Raw genomic sequence first — 22,186 nt, forward strand, 5'->3', positions numbered from 1 at the left:
GATGACAGCGCCGACGTACCGCCAGGTGCCCGCCCAGGTCGACCTGCCCGCGCTTGAGCACGCCGTGCTCGACTTCTGGCGTGAGCAGAAGATCTTCGCCAAGAGCCTGGAACAGTCCGAGGGACGCCCCGAGTGGGTGTTCTACGAGGGCCCGCCCACCGCGAACGGCATGCCCGGCGCCCACCACATCGAAGCGCGCGTCTTCAAGGACGTCTTCCCGCGCTTCCGCACGATGCGCGGCTACCACGTGGCCCGCAAGGCCGGCTGGGACTGCCACGGGCTCCCGGTGGAGCTGGCGGTCGAGAAGGAGCTCGGCTTCTCCGGCAAGCAGGACATCGAGGCGTACGGCATCGCCGAGTTCAACGCCAAGTGCCGCGAGTCGGTGACCCGCCACACGGACGCCTTCGAAGAGCTCACCACCCGCATGGGCTACTGGGCCGACCTCCAGGACCCGTACCGGACGATGGACCCCGAGTACATCGAGTCCGTCTGGTGGTCGCTGAAGGAGATCTTCGGCAAGGGCCTGCTGGTCCAGGACCACCGGGTCGCCCCCTGGTGCCCGCGCTGCGGCACCGGCCTGTCCGACCACGAGCTGGCGCAGGGCTACGAGACGGTCGTGGACCCGTCCGTGTACGTCCGCTTCCCGCTCACCTCCGGCCCGCTGGCCGGCGAGGCCGCGCTCCTGGTGTGGACGACGACCCCCTGGACCCTGGTGTCCAACACCGCGGTCGCCGCGCACCCCGAGGTCACCTACGTCGTCGCCACCGACGGCCAGGAGAAGATCGTCGTCGCCGAGCCGCTCGTCGCCAAGGCGCTCGGCGAGGGCTGGGAGACCACCGGCCGGACCTTCACCGGCGCCGAGATGGAGCGCTGGACGTACCGGCGCCCCTTCGAGCTCGTCGAGTTCCCGGAGCCGGCGCACTACGTGGTGAACGCCGAGTACGTGACCACCGAGGACGGTACGGGCCTGGTCCACCAGTCCCCCGCGTTCGGTGAGGACGACCTCAAGGTCTGCCGCTCCTACGGCCTGCCCGTGGTCAACCCGGTCCGCCCGGACGGCACCTTCGAGGAGGACGTCCCGCTCGTCGGAGGCGTCTTCTTCAAGAAGGCCGACGAGAAGCTCACCGAGGACCTCCAGCAGCGCGGCCTGCTCTTCCGGCATCTGCCCTACGAGCACAGCTACCCGCACTGCTGGCGCTGCCACACCGCGCTGCTGTACTACGCGCAGCCGTCCTGGTACATCCGCACCACCGCGATCAAGGACCGTCTGCTCCAGGAGAACGAGAAGACGAACTGGTTCCCGGACACGGTCAAGCACGGCCGGTACGGCGACTGGCTGAACAACAACATCGACTGGGCGCTGTCCCGCAACCGCTACTGGGGCACCCCGCTGCCCATCTGGCGCTGCGAGGAGGGCCACCTCACCTGCGTCGGCTCGCGCGCGGAGCTGTCCGAGCTGACCGGCGCCGACCAGTCGAACCTGGACCCGCACCGGCCGTACATCGACGAGGTCACCTTCGCCTGCCGCCACGAGGACTGCGGCCGGACGGCCACGCGCGTGCCCGAGGTCATCGACGCCTGGTACGACTCGGGTTCCATGCCGTTCGCGCAGTGGGGCTACCCGTACAAGAACAAGGAGCTGTTCGAGGCCCGCTACCCGGCGCAGTTCATCTGCGAGGCCATCGACCAGACCCGCGGCTGGTTCTACACGCTGATGGCCGTCGGCACGCTGGTGTTCGACAAGTCGTCGTACGAGAACGTGGTCTGCCTCGGCCACATCCTCGCCGAGGACGGCCGCAAGATGTCCAAGCACCTGGGCAACATCCTGCAGCCGATCCCGCTGATGGACCAGCACGGCGCCGACGCGGTGCGCTGGTTCATGGCGGCCGGCGGCTCCCCGTGGGCGGCCCGCCGAGTCGGCCACAACACCATCCAGGAGGTCGTGCGCAAGACGCTGCTGACGTACTGGAACACGGTCGCCTTCCAGGCCCTGTACGCCCGCACGTCCGACTGGGCGCCGTCCGCCGCCGACCCGGCTCCGGCCGAGCGGCCGCTGCTGGACCGCTGGCTGCTGTCCGAACTGCACGCGCTCACCGACCAGGTGACGCAGTCCCTCGAGGGTTACGACACCCAGCGGGCCGGCAAGCTGCTGTCCGCGTTCGTCGACGACCTGTCGAACTGGTACGTCCGCCGTTCGCGCCGCCGCTTCTGGCAGGGCGACAAGGCCGCGCTGCGCACGCTGCACGAGGTGCTGGAGACGGTCACCAGGCTGATGGCGCCGATCACCCCGTTCATCACCGAGCGGGTGTGGCAGGACCTGGTCGTGCCGGTGAGCCCGAACGCCCCCGAGTCGGTCCACCTGGCGACCTGGCCCGAGGCGGACCTGTCGGCGATCGACCCGGAGCTGTCCAGGCAGATGGTCCTGGTCCGCCGCCTGGTGGAGCTGGGCCGCGCCACGCGCGCGGAGTCCGGCGTCAAGACCCGTCAGCCGCTGTCCCGGGCCCTGATCGCCGCCTCCGGCTTCGAGTCCCTGGACCGGGAGCTGCACGCCCAGATCACGGAGGAGCTGAACGTCTCCGCGCTGGCCTCCCTCTCCGAGGTCGGCGGCTCGCTGGTCGACACCACGGCCAAGGCCAACTTCCGCGCCCTGGGCAAGCGGTTCGGCAAGCGGGTGCAGGACGTCGCCAAGGCGATCGCGAACGCGGACGCGGCCGCGCTGTCCCTCGCCCTGCGCGCGGGCACGGCCTCGGTGGAGGTCGACGGGGAGACGGTCACCCTCGCCCCCGACGAGGTGATCATCACGGAGACCCCGCGCGAGGGCTGGTCGGTGGCCTCCGACTCCGGCGCCACGGTGGCGCTGGACCTGGAGATCACGGAGGAGCTGCGCCAGGCGGGCCTGGCCCGTGACGCGATCCGGCTGATCCAGGAGGCCCGCAAGAACAGCGGCCTGGACGTCGCCGACCGCATCGCGCTGCGCTGGACCTCCACGGACCCGGCGGTCGTAGCGGCTCTCTCGGAGCACGCCGGCCTGATCGCCGAGGAGGTCCTGGCGACCGACTTCGCCCAGGGCGAGGCCGACGCCGGGTACGGCGAGCCGTTCACGGACGAGGGCCTGTCCCTCACGTTCCGGCTCCGCAAGGCGTAAGCGCCGAACGAACCCGAAGGCCCGGTCCCCGCTGCGGGGGCCGGGCCTTCGGCGTCACGGGCGTACGGGACGGAGCGGCGGGCAGGACGACGGGCAGGCGTTCCGACGAAGTACGGGCGTTCGGGACGCAGGCGCTCAGGGGGCGTCAACACGCGTAAAAAGGGCGGGCCCCCGGACCGAAGTCCGGGGGCCCGCCCCTGAACGCTGCCGACGCCGTTGTCGTACTACTGGCCGCGGCCCGTCAGTTGTCGTCCTCGTCGATCAGGAACCCGCGCATCGGCGAGGGCGCCTGGCCCATCGGGGACGGACCCTGCGGGCGGACCGGAGCCATGGGCTGGGTCATCGCGGGCGTCATCTGCTGCTGGCCGCCGTAGGACGGGGCGGACGGTCCGGACGGACCGCCCATGCCCTGGTTGCCGCCGTAGGACGGGGCGCTCGCGCCGGCCGGAGCCATGGAGGGCGCCGGGGACGGCGGGAGGGACGCGGTGGCCGGAGTACGCGGCGGCGCCAGGGAGTCGTCGGCCTGGGTCTCCAGCTGACGCAGCTGGGACTCGAGGTACGACTTCAGACGCGTGCGGTACTCGCGCTCGAAGCCGCGCAGGTCCTCGACCTTGCGCTCCAGCGTGGCGCGGGCGGACTCCAGGGAGCCCATCGCGACGCGGTGCTTCTCCTGCGCGTCCCGCTCCAGGGCGTCGGCCTTGGCACGGGCGTCACGCTCCAGACCCTCGGCGCGGCTGCGGGCCTCGCCGACGATCTTGTTGGCCTCGGAACGGGCCTCGGCGATCGCCTGGTCGGCGGTCTGCTGGGCCAGCGAGAGGACTCGGGCGGCGCTGTCGCCACCGGGGCCCTGACCGGGGCCGCCCATCGGACCGCCCATGGGGCCGCCCATCGGACCGCCCATCTGCTGCTGCATGGGCGGCTGACCGCCCATCGGGCCCTGCCCCATCGGACCCTGGCCCATCGGACCCTGGCCCATCGGACCCTGGCCCATCGGGCCGGGACCCTGCGGGCCACCCTGGCCGCTGGGGCCGGCAGGCAGCTGCGGGGCACCGCTCGGCAGCTGGGGCGGACCACCCATGGGGCCACCCATCTGCTGCTGCGGCGGGCCCGATATGCCGGCGGGCACCGGTGCGCCGGGACCTCGCATCCCCTGCTGGGGCATGCCGCCTTGCTGGGGCATTCCACCCTGCTGGGGCATACCGCCCTGCTGAGGCATGCCGCCCTGCTGCTGGTCCTGCTCCGGGGGCTTGCGCATGTTCTGCTGGTTCTGGGCCGCGGCGCGCGTGGCCGCGGCCAGTTTGGCGCGCAGGTCCTCGTTCTCGCGGAGTAGACGCGTCAGTTCGGCTTCGACCTCATCGAGGAAGGCATCGACCTCGTCCTCGTCATAGCCTTCTCGGAGGCGGACGGTCGTGAACTGCTTGTTCCGCACGTCCTCGGGGGTCAACGGCATCTCTTCACCTCAACGTAGTCATCGGCAGTCGGCAAGACCGTATCGTCCATCCTCATCACACAAATCTCTGTGCGACGGAGATGAGGATCCAGACAATGATCATCAGCACGAAGAAGGACAGGTCGAGCGCCACGCCCCCGAGACGCAGCGGCGGGATGAACCGCCGCAGAAGCTTCAGCGGTGGATCGGTGACAGTGTAGGTGGCCTCCAGGACGACCACCATCGCCTTGCCGGGTTGCCATGAGCGGGCGAACTGGAAGACGTAGTCCATGACCAGCCGGAAGATCAGCACGACGAGAAACACCATCAGCGCGATGTAGATCACCTGCGCGAACACGCTCATGGCCTGGCTTTCCCTCTCCCCTGTTCCGTGCTTTTCCCGGTGGTACGTCTCAGCTCTGGTTGAAGAACCCGCCCTCTGCGATGCGGGCCTTGTCCTCCGCCGTGACATCGACGTTAGCAGGAGACAACAGGAACACCTTCTGCGTCACCCGCTCGATGCTGCCGTGAAGACCAAACACCAAACCGGCCGCAAAGTCGACAAGTCGCTTCGCGTCTGTGTCATCCATCTCAGTCAGATTCATGATCACCGGAGTGCCCTCACGGAAGTGTTCCCCGATGGTACGGGCTTCGTTGTAGGTCCGCGGGTGCAGCGTGGTGATCCGGTAAGGCTCACGCTCGGACACGACCTTGGGCATGATCACCGGTGCGTTCTTCTCCAGGGACTGGCGTTCTTGTGTGATGGATGCCACGGGCGCGATACGCGCCGGGCGCCCGGATTCCGCGGCGAGCGAAGCCGAACGGGCCACCGGCTCGCGTGGCGCGGGCGGTTGCGCGATTCGCACCTCTTCGTCCCTTTGGGACTGATGCGCACCGTGTGACTGGTGTGACACCTCGTGCCGTCGGTGGTCCCGGTCGAGTTCCGGGTCCAGCTCGGGCTCGAAGTCGTCGTCGGGGTCGAATCCGCGGCCGTCGTACCCATCGTCCTCCACGAGGCCGAGGTAGACCGCCATCTTGCGCATCGCGCCGGCCATTCTCTGAGTCCTCCGCTCTGTGGTGGATCGGCTGACGACTGCCAAGTGCCCGCGATCCACGTGGTCTTTGTGCCCGCTTTCGCAGACATTGACCATATTTTCTGCTGTGGTCCGACTTCTTGGCGACGTTACCCGAGCCTGGGGCGGACTCCGAGTACCGCAGTGCCGACGCGCACATGTGTCGCTCCGGCCGCCACGGCCTGTTCGAGGTCCGCACTCATCCCTGCCGACACCATGGTTGCAGCCGGATGGGCCCGGCGCAGGTCGGTCGACAAATCCATGAGCCGCCCGAACGCCGCCTGTTCGCGTCCCGCGTACTCGCCGGTGAGCGGGGCGACGGTCATCAGACCGTCGAGCCGGAGTCCCGGCGACCCGGCCACGAGGCCGGCCAACTCCTCGACGCCGCCCGGCGCCACGCCACCGCGCTCGCCCCGGCCGCTCTCGCCCGCGTCCAGTGCGACCTGGATGAGGCATCCCACCTCGCGCCCGGCCCGCCCGGCCTCCTTCGACAGCGCGGTGACGAGCCGGGCCCGGTCGATGGACTGCACGAAATCGGCATAACCGACCACGGAACGGACCTTGTTGGTCTGCAACTGGCCGACGAAATGCCACTTCAGCGGCAGATCCGCGCAGGCGGCCGCCTTCGGGGCCGCGTCCTGGTCGCGGTTCTCTGCCACGTGCCGCACGCCGAGTTCCGACAGGATCCGCACATCGCTCGCCGGGTAGGTCTTGGTGACCACGATCAGGGTCACCTCTTCCCGCTCGCGCCCGGCGGCGGCGCACGCGGCGGTGATGCGCTGTTCCACGTTCGCCAGGTTCGCGGCGAGTTCGGTCTTACGGTCCGTCATGCCCCATCAGTCCAGCCAGACATAGCCCGCGAGCCGCCCGGTGGCGCGGTCACGGCGGTACGAGTAGTGATCGCCCGACTCCAGCGTGCACACCGGGGACTGCTCCCGGTCGCGCACCCCGAGCCGATCGAGCTGGGCGTGCACTCCGGCGCTCACGTCGACCGCCGGAGTGCCCCAGCTCGTTTCGGCGTACGCCGCCGGCTCGGCCGCGGCCACCTCGGCGCGCATCGCGTCCGGCACTTCGTAGCACCGGCCGCAGACGGCCGGACCGGTGCGGGCGGTGATCCGCTCCGCCTCGGCGCCGAGTTCGACCATGGCGCGCACGGCGGCGGGCACGACCCCCTTGACCATCCCCGGCCGGCCCGCGTGGGCGGCGGCCACGATCCCGGCGACCGGGTCCGCCAGCAGCACCGGCACGCAGTCGGCGGTGAGCACCGCGAGCACGAGCCCCCGGCGCGCGGTGACGAGGGCGTCGACCTCCGGCACCGGATCCCCGGCGGCCCAGGGCGCGTCGACGACGGCCACGTCGGCCCCGTGCACCTGGTTCATCCAGACGACCGCCCCGGGCGCGAACCCGAGCGACTTCGCCGCCAGCTCGCGGTTGGCCCGCACCGCTCCGGCGTCGTCGCCGACGGCGCCGCCGAGGTTGAGCTCCTCATACGGAGCGGCGCTCACCCCGCCCCACCGGTCGGTGAAGGCGAAGTGCGCGCCGCTCACGCTCTCGCGCCGTCCTATCACTTCAGGAAGTCCGGAACGTCCAGCTCCTCGGCCGCGCTGTCCGCGTAGGTGCGCGGCGCGGGCGGCACCGCCGGGGTGACCGGGATCTCGGCGACCGGCTCGGGCGCCGGCTCCGGCTCCTCCTTCGGCGTCACGCTGCCGAGCGACCCGAAGGACGGGCGGCTCTCCGGCTGGCGCGCCGGAGCCGGCTCCTCGCGGCGGGGCGCGGAGGAGGCGGAGGCGGAGCTGGAGCCGAGGACGTTGTCCCGGCGGGCCGGCGGCTGGCCGCCGTCGAAGCCGGCCGCGATCACGGTGACCCGCACCTCGTCGCCGAGGGCGTCGTCGATGACCGCGCCGAAGATGATGTTGGCCTCGGGGTGGGCGGCCTCGCTGACCAGCTGGGCGGCCTCGTTGATCTCGAACAGGCCGAGGTCGGAGCCGCCGGAGATGGAGAGCAGCACACCGCGGGCGCCGTCGATGGACGCCTCCAGCAGCGGCGAGGAGATCGCCATCTCGGCGGCGGCCACCGCACGGTCGTCGCCGCGGGCCGAGCCGATGCCCATCAGGGCCGAACCGGCCTCGGACATGACCGACTTGACGTCGGCGAAGTCCAGGTTGATCAGGCCGGGCGTGGTGATCAGGTCGGTGATGCCCTGGACACCGGAGAGCAGGACCTGGTCGGCCGACTTGAAGGCGTCCAGGACCGAGACCTGGCGGTCCGAGATGGACAGCAGCCGGTCGTTGGGGATCACGATGAGGGTGTCGACCTCTTCGCGCAGTTCGGCGATGCCGTCCTCGGCCTGGTTCGCGCGGCGCCGTCCCTCGAAGGTGAACGGGCGCGTGACCACGCCGATGGTGAGCGCGCCGAGCGAGCGCGCGATGTTGGCCACGACGGGCGCGCCGCCGGTACCGGTGCCGCCCCCCTCACCGGCCGTCACGAAGACCATGTCGGCCCCCTTGAGGACCTCCTCGATCTCCTCGCGGTGGTCCTCGGCGGCCTTGCGGCCGACGGCCGGGTTGGCTCCGGCGCCGAGTCCGCGGGTGAGTTCGCGGCCCACGTCGAGCTTGACGTCGGCGTCGCTCATCAACAGCGCCTGTGCGTCGGTGTTGATGGCGATGAACTCGACGCCCTTGAGACCGACCTCGATCATCCGGTTGATGGCATTGACACCACCGCCGCCGACACCGATGACCTTGATGACTGCGAGGTAGTTCTGCGGTGCTGCCACGTCGAAGGCCTCTCGCCTCGAATTACGTTGTCGCCGCCGGACGGTTGCCCGTACCGGGACGACGGATGCCGAATGGGACGGTCCGTAGCGCCGACCCGAACCCTAACCCTGAAGTTTAGGGTTACCAGTGTGTCTGTTCCCTGAAGTCTTCTGAACAGGACACTAAGTCGACAAGTGGCGCGCGTTCAACGAACACGCCGAACCTCCCGTTTTTCTTTTCACCCTATGTGATCAGGCATAGCGGCGCCCAACCAGGGTGCTGGCCTGCACGGATACCCGTCAACTGCCCGATGAGGCAGGCGCGGTGGGAACACTGACGTCGAAGTGCCGGGCGCCGGGAGCTGCTTTCATGAGTGCTGTGAGGGCCCGTGCCTTGGCGCGCCCGTTCTCGCCGCTGCCCCAGCGGACCGTGCGGCCGTCGCCCAACACGACCGAGATGTCGTCGTAGGAACGGACTTGGACGGTCCGGGTCGCCCCGGCGACGGGGGCCGGGAGGGCGCCGGCCACGCCGACCGCCTCGCGCACCAGGCGGCCGGCGCCGAAGCGCCGGAAGCTCGCGGCGGCGCGGCCCGAGCCGGACGCGGTCAATTCCAGTACCGGAACGCCTTTCGGCGCCTGCGAAACGGTGGCGAAACGGACACCCTCGCGGTCGACTTCGACAAAATTACCGGCTTTTCGGACAATAAGCACCGGAGTCCGCTCGGTCACTTCCAGGTCGATTCCGTGCGGCCAGGAACGGGTGACTGAAACAGTGTCAATTCGGGGCAATTTCTGACGAAGTCTGGCTTCGACCGCACCCGTGTCGACCGAGACCAGCGGCGCTCCGACCGGCACGGAGGCGACCTCCCGCACGTCGGCGGGGGTCAGCATCCGCGCGCCGGAGACCGAGACGTGCCGTACCCGCAGCCACGAGGAGCCGTACAACAGCCAGGTGGAGCCCGCCCCGAGGAGCGCCAGGGCGACGGTGAGGGCGACGGTCACCCTGAGGCGGCGTCGCCGCGACCGTCGCGCGGGCGGCGGGCCGGACGACTCCTGCTGGCGTTCTCCGCGCTCCGCGGTAGTCGATCCGGCCACCCTCACTGCCCTTTCGTCATATGGTCCTATCGGCGTGAGGCGATCGCCTCGTACACCATGCCGACGAGCAGTTCGTCGGCGTCCCGGCGGCCGAACTCGCTTGCCGCGCGGGACATCTCGTACAGCCGGTGCGGGTCCGCGAGCACCGGCAGGACGCTCTGCTGCACCCACTCGGGGGTGAGTTCCGCGTCGTCGACGAGGAGTCCACCGCCCGCCTTCACCACCGGCTGGGCGTTCAGCCGCTGTTCGCCGTTGCCGATGGGCAGCGGGACGTAGGCGGCCGGGAGCCCGACGGCGGAGAGTTCGGCGACGGTCATCGCGCCCGCGCGGCAGAGCATCATGTCGGCCGCGGCGTACGCGAGGTCCATCCGGTCCAGGTAACTTACCGGGATGTACGGCGGCATTCCCGGCATCTGCTGCACCTGCGGCAGTTCGTTCTTCGGGCCGACCGCGTGCAGGATCTGGATGCCGGCCTGCTGCAGCCACGGGGCGACCTGCTGCACGACCTCGTTGAGGCGCCGGGCGCCCTGGGAGCCGCCGGAGACGAGCAGGGTGGGCAGGTTCGGGTCCAGACCGAAGCGGGCGCGCGCCTCCGGGCGGACGGCGGCCCGGTCCAGGGTGGCGATGGAGCGGCGCAGCGGGATGCCGATGTAGCGGGCGTCGCGCAGCTTGCTGTCCGGGGTGGAGACCGCGACCCGGGCGGCGTACCGGGAGCCGATCTTGTTGGCCAGGCCGGGACGGGCGTTGGCCTCGTGGATCACGATGGGCACGCCGAGGCGCTTGGCGGCCAGGTAGCCGGGCAGAGCGACGTAGCCGCCGAAGCCGACCACGGCGTCCGCCTTGGTGCGCTCCAGGATCTGCTCGGCGGCCTTGATCGTGCCGCGCAGCCGGCCCGGGACGGTGATCAGCTCGGGTGTGGGCTTGCGGGGCAGCGGCACCGCGGGGATCAACGCCAGCTCGTAGCCGCGCTCCGGGACGAGCCTGGTCTCGAGGCCCCGTTCCGTGCCCAGGGCCGTGATCCCCACGGTCGGGTCCTGCCTGCGCAGGGCGTCCGCGAGGGCGAGCGCGGGCTCGATGTGGCCCGCGGTACCTCCGCCGGCGAGTACGACATGCACCGAAATTCACCGCTCTCCGGACGTGCGCGCCGCCGAGGCACGCCGTCGCATCGTGTTCCATCTCCGAGGCCCCCGCTCGGCACCGGGGCCTCCTGCCCGCTTTCTACCAAAGCGAGGTTGCCGCATCGCAAGCGCCGCCCGCGCAGCGGGGTCGTCGCGCGCGAAGGCGATCAGCAACCCGATGGCGAACATGGTCGGCAGCAGGGCGGACCCTCCGTAGGAGAACAGCGGGAGCGGGACGCCGGCGATCGGCAGCAGGCCGAGCACCGCACCGATGTTGATCACCGCCTGGGCGATGATCCAGGTGGTCACGCCTCCCGCGGCGTACCTCACGAAGGGGTCCTCCGTGCGTCCGGCCACGCGGATACCCGCATAGCCTAGAGCCGCGAACAGGGCGAGCACCGACAGTGTCCCCGCAAGACCCAGTTCCTCACCGGTGACGGCGAAGATGAAGTCGGTGTGGGCTTCGGGCAGTTGGCCCCATTTCTCCACGCTCGCACCGAGACCGGAACCGAACAGTCCGCCGGAGGCGAGGGCGTAGATCCCGTGCACGGCCTGCCAGCAGTCGGCCACCCCGGACTTGGGCTCGGTGGCGCCGATGCAGGCGAGCCGGGCCATCCGGTTGGGGCTGGTCTTGATGAGCACGACACCGATCAGGCCGGCGACCGAGAGCACCCCGGCGAACAGCCGGGTCGGCGCCCCGGCGAGCCACAGCAGGCCGAACAGGATCGCCGTGAGAATGATCGCGGTGCCCATGTCGCCGCCGAGCATGATCAGGCCCAGCAGCATGAAGGCGGCCGGCACCAGCGGAACCAGCATGTGCTTCCACTGGGTCAGCAGCTTGCGCTCCTGTTTGCGCGCGATCAGGTCCGCCCCCCACAGCACCAGGGCGAGCTTGCCGAACTCGCTGGGCTGGATCTGGAAGGAGCCGCCGAGGGAGATCCAGTTCTGGTTGCCGTTGACCGCCATCCCTATCCCGGGCACCTGCACCAGGACCATCAGGAAGACGGCGCCGGCCAGGATCGGGTAGGCCAGGGCCCGGTGCAGCTTCACCGGCATGCGGGACGCGACGAACATCAGCACGCCGCCGATGAGCGCGGCCAGGAACTGCTTGCGGAAGAAGTACGAGCCCGGCAGCGAGAGCTGCAGCGCGGTGATCTGGGAGGCGGAGTAGACCATCACCAGACCCAGCACGGTGATCAGCAGGCTGCCGCCGAGGATCAGGTAGTACGCGGTCAGCGGCCGGTCCCAGGCTTTGCGCGCGCGCGAGTAGAGCCGCTGCACGGGGTTCTCGTGCGGCGGCCGGGCGGGCGCGGGACGCCGGGGCGCCCGCTGCACGGGCGGGCGGCCGGTACGGCTAACGGGCATGGGCGCCTCCACTGAACGTCGACCGTCCCACGCGTCCCTCCCAAGATCCGCCCGGCGGGCGGCCGGGTCAGGCGCCGAGTTCGCGGACCGCAGCCGCGAACGCGTCACCGCGCTGGTTGTAGTTGATGAACATGTCCATGGAAGCGCAGGCCGGGGCCAGCAGCACCGTGTCGCCGGGCCGGGCCAGCCGCTTCGCCTCCGTCACCGCCTGGAGCATCGCCCCAGTGTCGGTCCGTTCGAGGTCGACGACGGGTACTTCCGGGGCGTGTCGCGCCAGCGCCTCGCGGATCAGGGCGCGATCGGCGCCGATCAGGACGGCCCCGCGCAGCCGCTTCGCGGACTTGGCGACCAGTTCGTCGAACGTGGCTCCCTTCGCCAGACCGCCCGCAATCCATACGATCGACTCATATGACGCCAACGAGGCTTCCGTGGCGTGGGTGTTGGTGGCCTTGGAGTCGTCCACGTACGCCACGCCGTCGATGTCCGCGACGTGCGCGATGCGGTGGGCGTCCGGCCGGAAGGCCCGCAGCCCGTCGCGGACGGCGGTGGCGGGCACGCCGAACGCGCGCGCCAGGGCGGCGGCGGCAAGGGCGTTGGCGATGTTGTGCGGGGCCGGCGGGTTGACGTCCGAGACCTCGGCCAGCTCCTGCGCGCTCGTCTGCCGGTTCTCCACGAAGGCGCGGTCGACCAGGATGCCTTCCACGACGCCGAGTTGGGAGGGGCCGGGAGTGCCGAGGGTGAAGCCGACGGCCCGGCAGCCCTCCTCGACGTCGGCCTCGCGCACCAGGTCCTCGGTGAGCTTGTCGGCCACGTTGTAGACGCAGGCGACCCGATTGCCCTCGTAGATACGGCCCTTGTCGGCCGCGTAGGCCTCCATGGAGCCGTGCCAGTCGAGGTGGTCGGGGGCGAGGTTGAGGACGGCCGCGGAGTGGGCGCGCAGGGAGGGCGCCCAGTGGAGCTGGTAGCTGGACAGCTCCACGGCGAGGACGTCGTACCGCTCCTCGCCGAGGACCGCGTCCAGCAGGGAGACGCCGATGTTGCCCACGGCCGCGGTGCGCAGGCCCGCGGCCGTCAGGATCGAGGCGAGCATCTGCACGGTCGTGGTCTTGCCGTTGGTGCCGGTCACGGCCAGCCAGGGCGCCGCGTCGGGCCCCCTGAGGCGCCAGGCCAGCTCCACGTCGCCCCAGACCGGCACCCCGGCCTCCCGGGCGGCGAGGAACAGCGGCTTGTCCGGCTTCCAGCCGGGCGCGGTGACGATCAGCTCGGTGCCCTCCGGCAGGGTGGCGCCGTCGCCGAGGCGCACGGTGACGCCGAGCGCCTCCAGCTCCGCGGCCTGCTCGCGCGCCCGTGCGTCGTCGCCGTCGTTGACGACCGTGACGACCGCACCGCGCGCGTGCAGCGCCCTGGCCGCCGGGACGCCGGAGACGCCGAGCCCGGCGACGGTGACGTGCTTGCCCTGGAATTCAGAAGGCGCCGAGGAGGTCACTTGTCCGCTGCCCATCCCGCATAGAAGAGGCCCAGTCCGACGATCACACAGATGCCTTGGATGATCCAGAAGCGGACCACCACCAGGACCTCGGACCAGCCCTTGAGTTCGAAGTGGTGCTGGAGCGGCGCCATCCGGAAGACGCGCTTACCGGTCAGCCGGAAGGACCCGACCTGGATGACGACCGACATGGTGATGAGGACGAACAGGCCGCCCATGATGGCCACCAGCAGCTCCGTGCGGGAGAGGATGGCCAGGCCGGTGAGGACGCCGCCGAGGGCGAGCGAACCGGTGTCGCCCATGAAGATCTTGGCCGGCGAGGTGTTCCACCACAGGAAGCCCAGGCAGGCGCCCATCAGCGCGGAGGCGACCACGGCGAGGTCCAGCGGGTCGCGCACCTCGTAGCAGGCGCCCGGGTTGGTGAGGGTGACCGCGTTGGCGCAGGACTCCTGGAACTGCCAGACGCCGATGAACGTATAGGCGCCGAAGACGAGCACGGAGGCGCCGGTGGCCAGGCCGTCGAGGCCGTCGGTGAGGTTCACGCCGTTGGACATCGCCAGGATCATGAACAGCGCCCAGACGACGAACAGCACCGGGCCGATGCTCCAGCCGAAGTCGGTGATGAACGACAGCTTCGTGGACGCCGGGGTGTTGCCGCGGGCGTCCGCGAACATCAGCGACAGCACCGCGAAGGAGATGCCGACGATGAGCTGGCCGGCCATCTTGGCCTTGGCCCGCAGGCCGAGCGACCGCCGCTTGACGATCTTGATGTAGTCGTCCAGGAAGCCGACCAGGCCCATGCCGAACATCAGGCCGAGGACCAGCAGCCCGGAGTAGGTGGGGGGGTAGCCGGTGATGAGCTTGCTCAGGAAGTACGCGGCGATGGTCGCCAGGATGAAGGCGATGCCGCCCATGGTCGGCGTACCGCGCTTGCTGGCGTGCTCGCGCGGGCCGTCGTCACGGATGTACTGGCCGTAGCCCTTGCGGGCGAGGAGCTTGATCAGCAGCGGGGTGCCGACCAGCGTCAGGAAGAGGCCAATGACTCCTGAGAACAGGATCTGCTTCATCATCGGGCGGCAACCTCACCCTCGGCGCCGGTCTCGAGCAGCGCCTGGGCGACACCCTCGAGCCCCACCGAACGGGACGCCTTCACGAGCACGACATCCCCCGGGCGCAACTCGCTGCGCAACAGGTCGACCGCCGCCTGTGCGTCGGACACGTGCACCGACTCCTCACCCCACGAACCCTCGTTATATGCGCCCAGTTGCAGCCAGGAGGCTTCGATCCCCCCGACCGCGACGAGCTTGCTGACGTTGAGCCGGACGGCGAGCCGTCCGACGGCGTCGTGCTCGGCGAGCGCCTCGTCCCCCAGCTCGGCCATCTTGCCGAGCACCGCCCACGTACGGCGCCCCTTGCCCATGGCCGCGAGCGCCCTGAGGGCGGCCCGCATGGACTCGGGGTTGGCGTTGTAGGCATCGTTGACGATGGTCACGCCGTCCGGGCGCTCGGTGACCTCCATGCGCCAGCGGGAGAGGGAGCCCGCCTCGGAGAGCGCGGTGGCGATCTCAGCTGCGGACATGCCCAGCTCATGGGCGACGGCGGCCGCGGCGAGCGCGTTCGACACGTGGTGCTCACCGTACAGGCGCATGGTCACATCGCTTGCACCGGAGGGTGTGTGAAGCCTGAAGGAGGGCTGTCCGCTGTCCGTGAGTCGCACGTTCTCGGCGCGTACGTCCGCTTCGGCCGACTCTCCGAAAAGGACCACCTTCGCCTTGGTACGGGAGGCCATGGCCCGTACCAGCGGGTCGTCGGCGTTGAGGACGGCCGCGCCGTCCTCCGGGAGCGCCTCCACGAGTTCGCCCTTGGCCTGGGCGATCTGCTCACGCCCGCCGAACTCGCCGATGTGGGCGCTGCCGACGTTCAGCACCAGGCCGATCCGCGGCGGGGTGAGGCCGGTGAGGTAGCGGATGTGCCCGATGCCGCGGGCGCCCATCTCCAGTACCAGGAAACGGGTTTCGGCGGTGGCGCTGAGCGCTGTCAGCGGCAGTCCGATCTCGTTGTTGAGCGAGCCGGGCGTGAACACGGTCGGCGCCTTGCGCCGCAGCACCTGGGCGATGAGGTCCTTGGTGCTGGTCTTGCCGGCCGACCCGGTCAGGGCGACGAGGGTGGCGCCGAGCCGGTGCACGACGTGGCGGGCGAGGGCGCCGAGGGCGGACTGCACGTCCTCGACCACGATCGCCGGCACGCCGACGGGCCGGGAGGCCAGTACGGCCACGGCTCCCGCCCCGACGACCGCCTGCGCGTAGTCGTGGCCGTCGGCGCGCTCGCCGACGAAGGCGACGAAGAGACTGCCCGGCACCACCTCTCGGGAGTCCCGGACCACCGGCCCGGTGACCTGGACGGACGGATCCGGTATGTCGTGCGTCTGCCCGCCGACGACTTCAGCGATCTCGGCGAGGGAGAGGGCGATCACAAGTTCATCCCTGGGTCTTCTGGATAGCTTCGCGAAGCACCTGGCGGTCGTCGAAGGGACGGACCACTCCGGCGATGTCCTGGCCCTGCTCGTGGCCCTTGCCCGCGACCAGCACGGTGTCCCCGGCGTGCGCCCGGGCGACGGTGGCGGCGATGGCGGCGGCCCGGTCCTCGAACAGGAGCACCTCGCCGCGCTCGTGGGCCGGCACGGAGGCCGCGCCCTGGAGCATGGTCGCGAGGATGGCCAGCGGGTCCTCGGAGCGGGGGTTGTCCGAGGTCAGTACGGCCGTGTCGGCGAGCCGGGCCACGGCGGCGCCCATCGGGGCGCGCTTGGTCTGGTCACGGTCGCCGCCGCAGCCGAGGACGACGTGCAGGCGGCCCTTGGTGACCTTGCGCAGCGCCTTGAGGACCGACTCGACCGCGTCGGTCTTGTGGGCGTAGTCGACGACGGCGAGGTAGGCCTGCCCGGCGTCCACGCGCTCCAGGCGGCCGGGCACCCCCGGCACGGCGGCGATGCCGTCGGCGGCCTCCTGCGGGTCGAGGCCGGCCACCGCGAGGGCGACGACGGCGGCGAGGGTGTTGGCCACGTTGAACGGGCCGGGCAGCGGCGACCTGGCCTGCACCCGCTCGCCGTCCGGGCCGAGCACGGTGAAGGTCGAGTCCATGGGCCCGACCTGGACGTCCTGCGCGCGCCAGTCGGCGTCCGGATGCCCCTCGGCGGAGTAGGTGACGACCGGGACGGTGGCCTCCCGGGCGAGCCGGCGGCCGTACTCGTCGTCGGTGTTGACGACCCCGAGCCTGCTGCGCAGGGGCGTGAAGAGCTGTGCCTTGGCCCGGAAGTAGTCCTCCATGTCGGAGTGGAACTCCATGTGTTCCGGGCTGAGGTTGGTGAAGACGGCGATGTCGAAGACGCAGCCGTCGACCCGGCCGAGGACCAGGGCGTGGCTGGAGACCTCCATCGCGACGGCCTCGACGCCGCGTTCGCGCATGACCGCGAACAGGGCCTGCAGGTCGGTGGCTTCGGGGGTGGTGCGCTCGGACTTGATGCGTTCGTCGCCGACGCGCATCTCGACGGTGCCGATCAGGCCCGTGGTGCGGGTGGTCTTCAGACCGCCCTCGACCAGGTAGGCGGTGGTGGTCTTGCCCGAGGTGCCGGTGATGCCGATCTGGAGCAGATCGCGGCCGGGGTCACCGTAGATCGTGGTCGCCAGTTCGCCCATCCGCGCGCGCGGGTCGTCGACGACCAGGACCGGCAGGCCGGTCGCGGCGGCGCGTTCGGCGCCCGTCGGGTCGGTCAGCACGGCGACCGCGCCCAGGCCGGCGGCCTGGGTGACGAAGTCGGCGCCGTGCAGGCGGGCGCCCGGCAGGGCGGCGTACAGGTCGCCGGGCCGGACGGCGCGCGAGTCATGGGTGATGCCCGTGACCTCGGCGGCGCCCTCGGCGGCGGCACCCAGCTGATCGGCCAGCTCCGCGAGGGGTGTGGCGGAGACCTGAACCGGTCGCGGCGGTCCCGGATACGTCACGGAAGCGCCCTTCTGGGTGGTGGGGGACTGATCAGCGTGTGGCACGGCGGTGAGCGTACCGGGCGCACCGGCTCCGGAGCGAAGCGAGGGCTCCTGGGTGCCCTGGTTCCCGGGCTCGGGGGTGATCGTTGTCACGAGTGGTTCCTGGTCTTTCCGAGGTGCTGATCAGGGCTTGTAGTCGACGGGCAGGTTCGCGGCCTTCGCTCCGGTCGGCGGTACCTGCAGCGTCTTCAGGGCGAACTCCATCACCTGCTTGTACACGGGGCCGCAGATCTGGCCGCCGAAGTAGCTGCCCGACGTGGCGTTCTGGATGGCGCAGTACACGGTGATCCGCGGCTTGTCCGCGGGGGCGAACCCGGCGAACGAGGAGGTGTACCCGCGGTACCTGCCGGTGGCCGGATCCACTCGGTTCGCCGTGCCGGTCTTGCCTGCCACCCGGTACCCGGGGATACGGGCCTTGATGCCGGTGCCCTGCTCGTCGTCCACCACGGACTCCAGCATCTGGGCGACGGTCCTGGCCGTCTTCGCGCTGACCACACGGGTCTTGGCGGGCTCGGCGGCGGGCGTGAAGCGGCCGTCGGCGCCCCGGGTGCCGCGCACCAGGGTCGGTTCGACGCGGACACCGCCGTTGGCGATCGTCGAGTACACGGAGGCGGCCTGCATGGCGCTCAGCGAGAAACCCTGGCCGAAAGGAATCGTGTACTGCTGCGAGGTCGACCAGTCGCCCGGCTGGGCGAGGATGCCCTTGGTCTCGCCGGGGAAGCCGAGCCCGGTGGGCCGGCCGATGCCGAACTTGCGCAGGTAGGAGTAGAGCACCTTGTTCGCCTCGGGCTGGGACTTGCCCAGCTGGCCGGTGGCGAGGATCGTGCCGATGTTGCTGGACTTGGCGAGCACGCCGTTGAGGGTGAGGTACCAGGTGGCGTGGTCGACGTCGTCCTGGAACAGCCGGTCGCCCCGGTGCAGCCGGTTGGGGACGACGACATGGGTGAGCGGCGTGGCCGCGTTCTCCTCCAGCACGGCCGCCATGGACATCACCTTGGCGGTGGAGCCGGGCTCGAAGGCGTCCTGGACGGCCGCGTTGCCCATGGCCTCGGCGTCGGCCCCGGACAGGTCGTTCGGGTCGAACCCGGGCGAGTTGGCCATGGCCAGGATCTGGCCGGTGCGGGTGTCCTGGACGATGACGTAACCGCGGTCCGCCCTGGACTTCTTCACCTGCTCGGAGATGGCGTTCTGCGCGGCCCACTGGATGTCGCGGTCGATGGTGAGTTCGACGTCGCTCCCGGGCACCGCGGGGGTCTCGTTGGAGCCCGCGGTGGGCACCTCGCGGCCGCCGGACTGGGCGTAGCGGATCTTGCCGTCCTTGCCGGAGAGCTGCTTGTTCAGCTCCTGCTCGATGCCGCCGCCGCCCCGGCCCTCGGCGTTGACCCAGCCCAGTATCCCGGCGGCGAGGTCGCCGTTGGGGTACACCCGCTGGCTGCTGGGGTCGGCGAAGACGCCGGCCAGCACGTTGGGCGTCCTGCCGTCGGCGCCCGCCTTCTTGGCGAGGGCCGCCTTCAGGTCCTTGATCTGCTTCCAGACCTGCGGGGTCTGGCGCACGGCCAGTTTGGCGTAGCGGGAGAGCGGGTTCGCGGGCCGCAGCTTGCGGACGATCGTGTCCTGGTTCTGGCCGAGGATCGGCGCGAGCAGGGCGGCGGCCTGCTCGGGCCCGTCGCCGATCTTGAGCTGCTTGCGGTTGAACATGGTGGGGTCGGCCGTGATGTCGTACGCGTCCTCGCTGATGGCGAGGGCCACGCCGTTGCGGTCGGTGATCCCGCCGCGGTCGGCGGCCAGGGTGTGCACGACGTAGCGGTTCTCCTGGGCCTTGGCGGCGTACGCGTGCGCGTCGACGGCCTGGACCTGGAGCAGCCGCACCACGAAGGCGCTCATCACCAGGGTGAGGGCGAGGCCCACCATGCGCAGCCGGGGCCTCGGCCGGCCGAGCCGGAGCGGCGGCGGGGGCATGGGCCGGGCCCCAACGGGCCTGCGGGCCGCCGGGCGGGCGCCGGGCCCGGGCTGCCGCCGGACGGCGCCCCGCTCCCGGCGGGGTTCCGCCCGGTCCGGGCGGGGCCGGGGCCCCGGGGAAGGCTTCGCGGGGCCGGGCACGCGACGGCGCGGCGGTTCCCTGTCGGACACTTCCGTCACCTGCCGGAGGTCGGGGTGGGCGCGGGCTGGAGGGTGGAGAGCGGTGCGACCGCGGCGGCCGGGGCGGTGGTCTCCGGGGCGGGGGCCGCGGGGGTGGGCGCCGGGGCGGCGGTGGACGTGGGGGTGCCGGCGGGCTGCGCCGGGGCGGACGGGTCGACGGTCTCCGGGGCCGCCGGACCGGTGAGGGCGGCGGGCTCGGGGCTCGCGGCGCCGGGCACGCCCTTCACCGTGCCTCCGGGGTCGAGGAAGGCCGGGTCGCCGCCGGGGACCATGCCGAGTTCGCGGGCCCGGCGCTGGAGGGCGTCGGGGGACGAGTAGCCGTCGATGTCCCGCTGGAGCGCCTGTTCCTCGTCGGTGAGGTTCTTCGTCTGCTTGCGCAGGGCGTCGAGCCGGAACGAGCCCTCGCTGAGCGCGGAGTTCAGCACCAGCAGCCCGATGAGGCCGCCGCCGAGCAGCAGGACGACGAGCAGGACGAACGGGGCGCGGGCCGCGCGGGCGCGGCCGGCCGGCAGGAGCCCGGCGAGCCGGGCGGCCCTCCCCCTCAGTTCGGGTTTCCTACTCACTGGGCCTCCGGTGGCTCCGGGGCGCCGAGAGGCGGGTACGGGAACCCGACCGACCCGATCCGCTCACTCGGCGTCCTCCCTGATGCGCTCGGCGCCGCGCAGCCGGGCCGGGGCGGCCCGGCGGTTCTCGGCGACCTCTTCCTCGGTGGGAAGTTCGGCACCGCGCGTGAGCAGCTTGAGCCGGGGCTGGTAGCGCTCGGGCACGACGGGCAGCCCGGGCGGCGCGGTGGAGGCGGCCCCGGCCGCGAGGACCTGCTTGACCAGCCGGTCCTCCAGGGAGTGGTACGACAGCACGGCGACGCGTCCGCCGACCGCGAGGGCCCTGACCGCCGCCGGGACCGCCCGTTCCAGGACGGACAGCTCGCCGTTGACCTCGATGCGCAGGGCCTGGAAGGTGCGCTTGGCGGGGTTGCCGCCGGTGCGCTTGGCGGCCTGCGGCAGCGCGTCCCGGATCAGCTCGACGAGCCGTGCGCTGTTGTCGAACGGCTCCTTCTCGCGCTCCCGGACGATCGCCGAGACGATGCGCTTGGCCTGCTTCTCCTCGCCGTACGCGCGCAGGATGCGCACCAGTTCGCCCGGCGGGTAGGTGTTGAGGACCTCGGCGGCGCTGATGCCGGCCGTCTGGTCCATGCGCATGTCGAGCGGGGCGTCCTGGGCGTAGGCGAAGCCGCGGCCGGCCTCGTCGAGCTGCATGGAGGACACGCCGAGGTCGAACAGCACGCCCTGCACGCGCGGGGTGCCGAGCCGGTCGAGGACCTCGGGCAGCTCGTCGTACACCGCGTGCACGAGCGTGGCCCGGTCCCCGTACGGCGCCAGGCGCTCACCCGACAGGCGCAACGCCTCCTTGTCCCGGTCGAGGCCGATCAGCCGGGCCTCGGGGAACCGGGTCAGCAGCGCCTCGCTGTGGCCGCCGAGGCCGAGGGTGCAGTCGACGACCACCGCTCCCGGCCGCTCCAGGGCGGGCGCCAGCAGGTCCAGGCACCGCTGGAGCATCACCGGGACGTGTCGACTCTGGCTCAAGGGGGCCTCTCGTTTCCGGCGGGCCGTACGCACCGCCGGGTCCCCGCCCGCTCCGTGAAGGGGAGGCCCGCCGGCGCCGGAAGCGTCAGCCGGCCGGGAGCGGGAGGAGGCCGAGCCGTACGTACGCGCCGCGCACGTGGGGAGACGGTCCGGGTGAGGGCCGGGGTCTCCGGGGGATTCACCAGCAGGGAGGATCGCGCCTCCCGCTTCGCGTCACTTTAGTCCACCGTGTCTCGCGGTCAATCAACCGGCCTGCGCGTCGCCCGACCGGGTGTGTCCACGGTTCGCGCTGCGTGTGGAGTCGCTCACAACAAGCCACAATGGCGTTCTTTGTCCGCTCTGCACAGCGGGCCCGGACCGGGGACGACCAGTACGGTCTGGGCATGACGACTTCTGCAGACGCTCACACCGGATCCGACGCGACCATAGCGGGTGACGGCACCGTCACGGACCGTCTCTTCGCGGCCAACGAACGGTACGCGGCCGAGTTCGCCGACCCCGGCATGGACGCCCGCCCCGTCCTGCGCGTCGCCGTGGTGGCCTGCATGGACGCCCGCCTCGACCTGCACAAGGCCCTCGGCCTGCAGCTCGGTGACTGCCACACGATCCGCAACGCGGGCGGGGTCGTCACCGACGACGTCATCCGGTCCCTGACCATCAGCCAGCGCGCCCTGGGCACCCGCAGCGTGGTGCTCATCCACCACACCGGGTGCGGCATGGAGGCCATCACCGAGGAGTTCCGGCACGACCTGGAGCTCGAGGTGGGCCAGCGTCCGGCGTGGGCGGTGGAGGCCTTCCGGGACGTCGACCAGGATGTGCGGCAGTCGATGCAGCGGGTGCGGACCTCGCCGTTCCTGCTGCACACCGACGACGTGCGCGGTTTCGTGTTCGACGTCAGGACCGGACGGCTGCGCGAGATCGACCCCGCCTGACGGGGCCCGGCCCGCCACGACCACCCCCG

18 protein-coding genes are annotated in these 22,186 nt (G+C 71.3%); 2 read left to right on the top strand and 16 right to left on the bottom strand.

Features of this window, described 5'->3' with window-relative positions:
- The first annotated feature begins 1 nt into the window (after position 1).
- Positions 2-3,145 (top strand): isoleucine--tRNA ligase, encoded by a 3,144-nt coding sequence (gene ileS, locus TNCT1_RS26080; RefSeq protein WP_143636431.1) that lies wholly within the window; start codon positions 2-4, stop codon positions 3,143-3,145.
- 241 nt (positions 3,146-3,386) lie between these two features.
- Here ileS and TNCT1_RS26085 read toward each other — a convergent pair whose 3' ends face one another.
- The 16 genes from TNCT1_RS26085 to rsmH all read right to left on the bottom strand — a co-directional run bounded on the left by TNCT1_RS26085 (position 3,387) and on the right by rsmH (position 21,225).
- Positions 3,387-4,595, bottom strand: a complete 1,209-nt coding sequence (locus tag TNCT1_RS26085) for a DivIVA domain-containing protein (protein ID WP_143636434.1) — start codon at positions 4,593-4,595, stop codon at positions 3,387-3,389.
- A gap of 55 nt (positions 4,596-4,650) precedes the next feature.
- Positions 4,651-4,938, bottom strand: coding sequence for a YggT family protein (locus tag TNCT1_RS26090; RefSeq protein ID WP_143636437.1), 288 nt, complete (start codon positions 4,936-4,938; stop codon positions 4,651-4,653).
- Positions 4,939-4,987: 49 nt separating this feature from the next.
- The gene (locus TNCT1_RS26095) at positions 4,988-5,629 is read right to left on the bottom strand and encodes a cell division protein SepF (protein WP_143636439.1); all 642 of its coding nucleotides are present in this window, start codon (positions 5,627-5,629) and stop codon (positions 4,988-4,990) included.
- A gap of 128 nt (positions 5,630-5,757) precedes the next feature.
- Positions 5,758-6,477 carry a YggS family pyridoxal phosphate-dependent enzyme gene (locus TNCT1_RS26100; RefSeq protein ID WP_143636441.1) on the bottom strand — a complete coding sequence of 240 codons (720 nt, stop codon included), beginning with the start codon at positions 6,475-6,477 and terminating at the stop codon, positions 5,758-5,760.
- A 6-nt stretch (positions 6,478-6,483) separates the two neighbouring features.
- Positions 6,484-7,215, bottom strand: coding sequence for a peptidoglycan editing factor PgeF (gene pgeF, locus TNCT1_RS26105; RefSeq protein WP_143636444.1), 732 nt, complete (start codon positions 7,213-7,215; stop codon positions 6,484-6,486).
- Entirely contained in the window at positions 7,212-8,423 is a 1,212-nt protein-coding gene (ftsZ, locus tag TNCT1_RS26110) for a cell division protein FtsZ (RefSeq protein ID WP_143636445.1), read from the bottom strand. Before ftsZ ends, pgeF begins: the two co-directional genes overlap by 4 nt.
- Positions 8,424-8,702: 279 nt before the next feature.
- Complete coding sequence (locus TNCT1_RS26115; RefSeq protein WP_143636447.1) at positions 8,703-9,497, bottom strand: cell division protein FtsQ/DivIB; 795 nt, start codon at positions 9,495-9,497, stop codon at positions 8,703-8,705.
- Positions 9,498-9,523: 26 nt separating this feature from the next.
- Positions 9,524-10,612 (bottom strand): undecaprenyldiphospho-muramoylpentapeptide beta-N-acetylglucosaminyltransferase, encoded by a 1,089-nt coding sequence (gene murG, locus TNCT1_RS26120; protein ID WP_143636449.1) that lies wholly within the window; start codon positions 10,610-10,612, stop codon positions 9,524-9,526.
- A gap of 6 nt (positions 10,613-10,618) precedes the next feature.
- Positions 10,619-11,980, bottom strand: a complete 1,362-nt coding sequence (gene ftsW / locus TNCT1_RS26125) for a putative lipid II flippase FtsW (protein ID WP_143636451.1) — start codon at positions 11,978-11,980, stop codon at positions 10,619-10,621.
- A gap of 67 nt (positions 11,981-12,047) precedes the next feature.
- Positions 12,048-13,481, bottom strand: a complete 1,434-nt coding sequence (gene murD / locus TNCT1_RS26130; RefSeq protein WP_174266457.1) for a UDP-N-acetylmuramoyl-L-alanine--D-glutamate ligase — start codon at positions 13,479-13,481, stop codon at positions 12,048-12,050.
- Positions 13,463-14,533, bottom strand: a complete 1,071-nt coding sequence (gene mraY, locus TNCT1_RS26135; RefSeq protein ID WP_143636593.1) for a phospho-N-acetylmuramoyl-pentapeptide-transferase — start codon at positions 14,531-14,533, stop codon at positions 13,463-13,465. The genes murD and mraY overlap by 19 nt, the downstream gene beginning before the upstream one ends.
- Positions 14,533-15,939, bottom strand: coding sequence for a UDP-N-acetylmuramoyl-tripeptide--D-alanyl-D-alanine ligase (gene murF / locus TNCT1_RS26140; protein ID WP_143636452.1), 1,407 nt, complete (start codon positions 15,937-15,939; stop codon positions 14,533-14,535). The genes mraY and murF overlap by 1 nt, the downstream gene beginning before the upstream one ends.
- 4 nt (positions 15,940-15,943) lie before the next feature.
- Entirely contained in the window at positions 15,944-17,596 is a 1,653-nt protein-coding gene (locus tag TNCT1_RS26145) for a UDP-N-acetylmuramoyl-L-alanyl-D-glutamate--2,6-diaminopimelate ligase (RefSeq protein ID WP_174266458.1), read from the bottom strand.
- A 30-nt stretch (positions 17,597-17,626) separates the two neighbouring features.
- The gene (locus TNCT1_RS26150; protein WP_308789292.1) at positions 17,627-19,633 is read right to left on the bottom strand and encodes a penicillin-binding protein 2; all 2,007 of its coding nucleotides are present in this window, start codon (positions 19,631-19,633) and stop codon (positions 17,627-17,629) included.
- Positions 19,634-19,638: 5 nt separating this feature from the next.
- Entirely contained in the window at positions 19,639-20,205 is a 567-nt protein-coding gene (locus TNCT1_RS26155) for a septum formation initiator family protein (RefSeq protein WP_143636456.1), read from the bottom strand.
- A gap of 63 nt (positions 20,206-20,268) precedes the next feature.
- The gene (gene rsmH / locus TNCT1_RS26160; protein WP_143636458.1) at positions 20,269-21,225 is read right to left on the bottom strand and encodes a 16S rRNA (cytosine(1402)-N(4))-methyltransferase RsmH; all 957 of its coding nucleotides are present in this window, start codon (positions 21,223-21,225) and stop codon (positions 20,269-20,271) included.
- Positions 21,226-21,608: 383 nt separating this feature from the next.
- On the opposite strand from rsmH, the gene TNCT1_RS26165 reads away from it, so the two are divergent.
- Positions 21,609-22,157 carry a carbonic anhydrase gene (locus TNCT1_RS26165; RefSeq protein WP_143636460.1) on the top strand — a complete coding sequence of 183 codons (549 nt, stop codon included), beginning with the start codon at positions 21,609-21,611 and terminating at the stop codon, positions 22,155-22,157.
- Positions 22,158-22,186: the final 29 nt, after the last annotated feature.

The organism is Streptomyces sp. 1-11, from assembly GCF_007176755.1.
GTDB lineage: Bacteria > Actinomycetota > Actinomycetes > Streptomycetales > Streptomycetaceae > Streptomyces.

Coding starts and splice junctions, on each gene's coding strand:
- ileS (WP_143636431.1), top strand. CDS start 2: ATGACAGCGCCGACGTACCGCCAGGTGCCCGCCCAGGTCGACCTGCCC.
- TNCT1_RS26085 (WP_143636434.1), bottom strand. CDS start 4,595: ATGCCGTTGACCCCCGAGGACGTGCGGAACAAGCAGTTCACGACCGTC.
- TNCT1_RS26090 (WP_143636437.1), bottom strand. CDS start 4,938: ATGAGCGTGTTCGCGCAGGTGATCTACATCGCGCTGATGGTGTTTCTC.
- TNCT1_RS26095 (WP_143636439.1), bottom strand. CDS start 5,629: ATGGCCGGCGCGATGCGCAAGATGGCGGTCTACCTCGGCCTCGTGGAG.
- TNCT1_RS26100 (WP_143636441.1), bottom strand. CDS start 6,477: ATGACGGACCGTAAGACCGAACTCGCCGCGAACCTGGCGAACGTGGAA.
- ftsW (WP_143636451.1), bottom strand. CDS start 11,980: ATGCCCGTTAGCCGTACCGGCCGCCCGCCCGTGCAGCGGGCGCCCCGG.
- murD (WP_174266457.1), bottom strand. CDS start 13,481: ATGGGCAGCGGACAAGTGACCTCCTCGGCGCCTTCTGAATTCCAGGGC.
- mraY (WP_143636593.1), bottom strand. CDS start 14,533: ATGAAGCAGATCCTGTTCTCAGGAGTCATTGGCCTCTTCCTGACGCTG.
- TNCT1_RS26165 (WP_143636460.1), top strand. CDS start 21,609: ATGACGACTTCTGCAGACGCTCACACCGGATCCGACGCGACCATAGCG.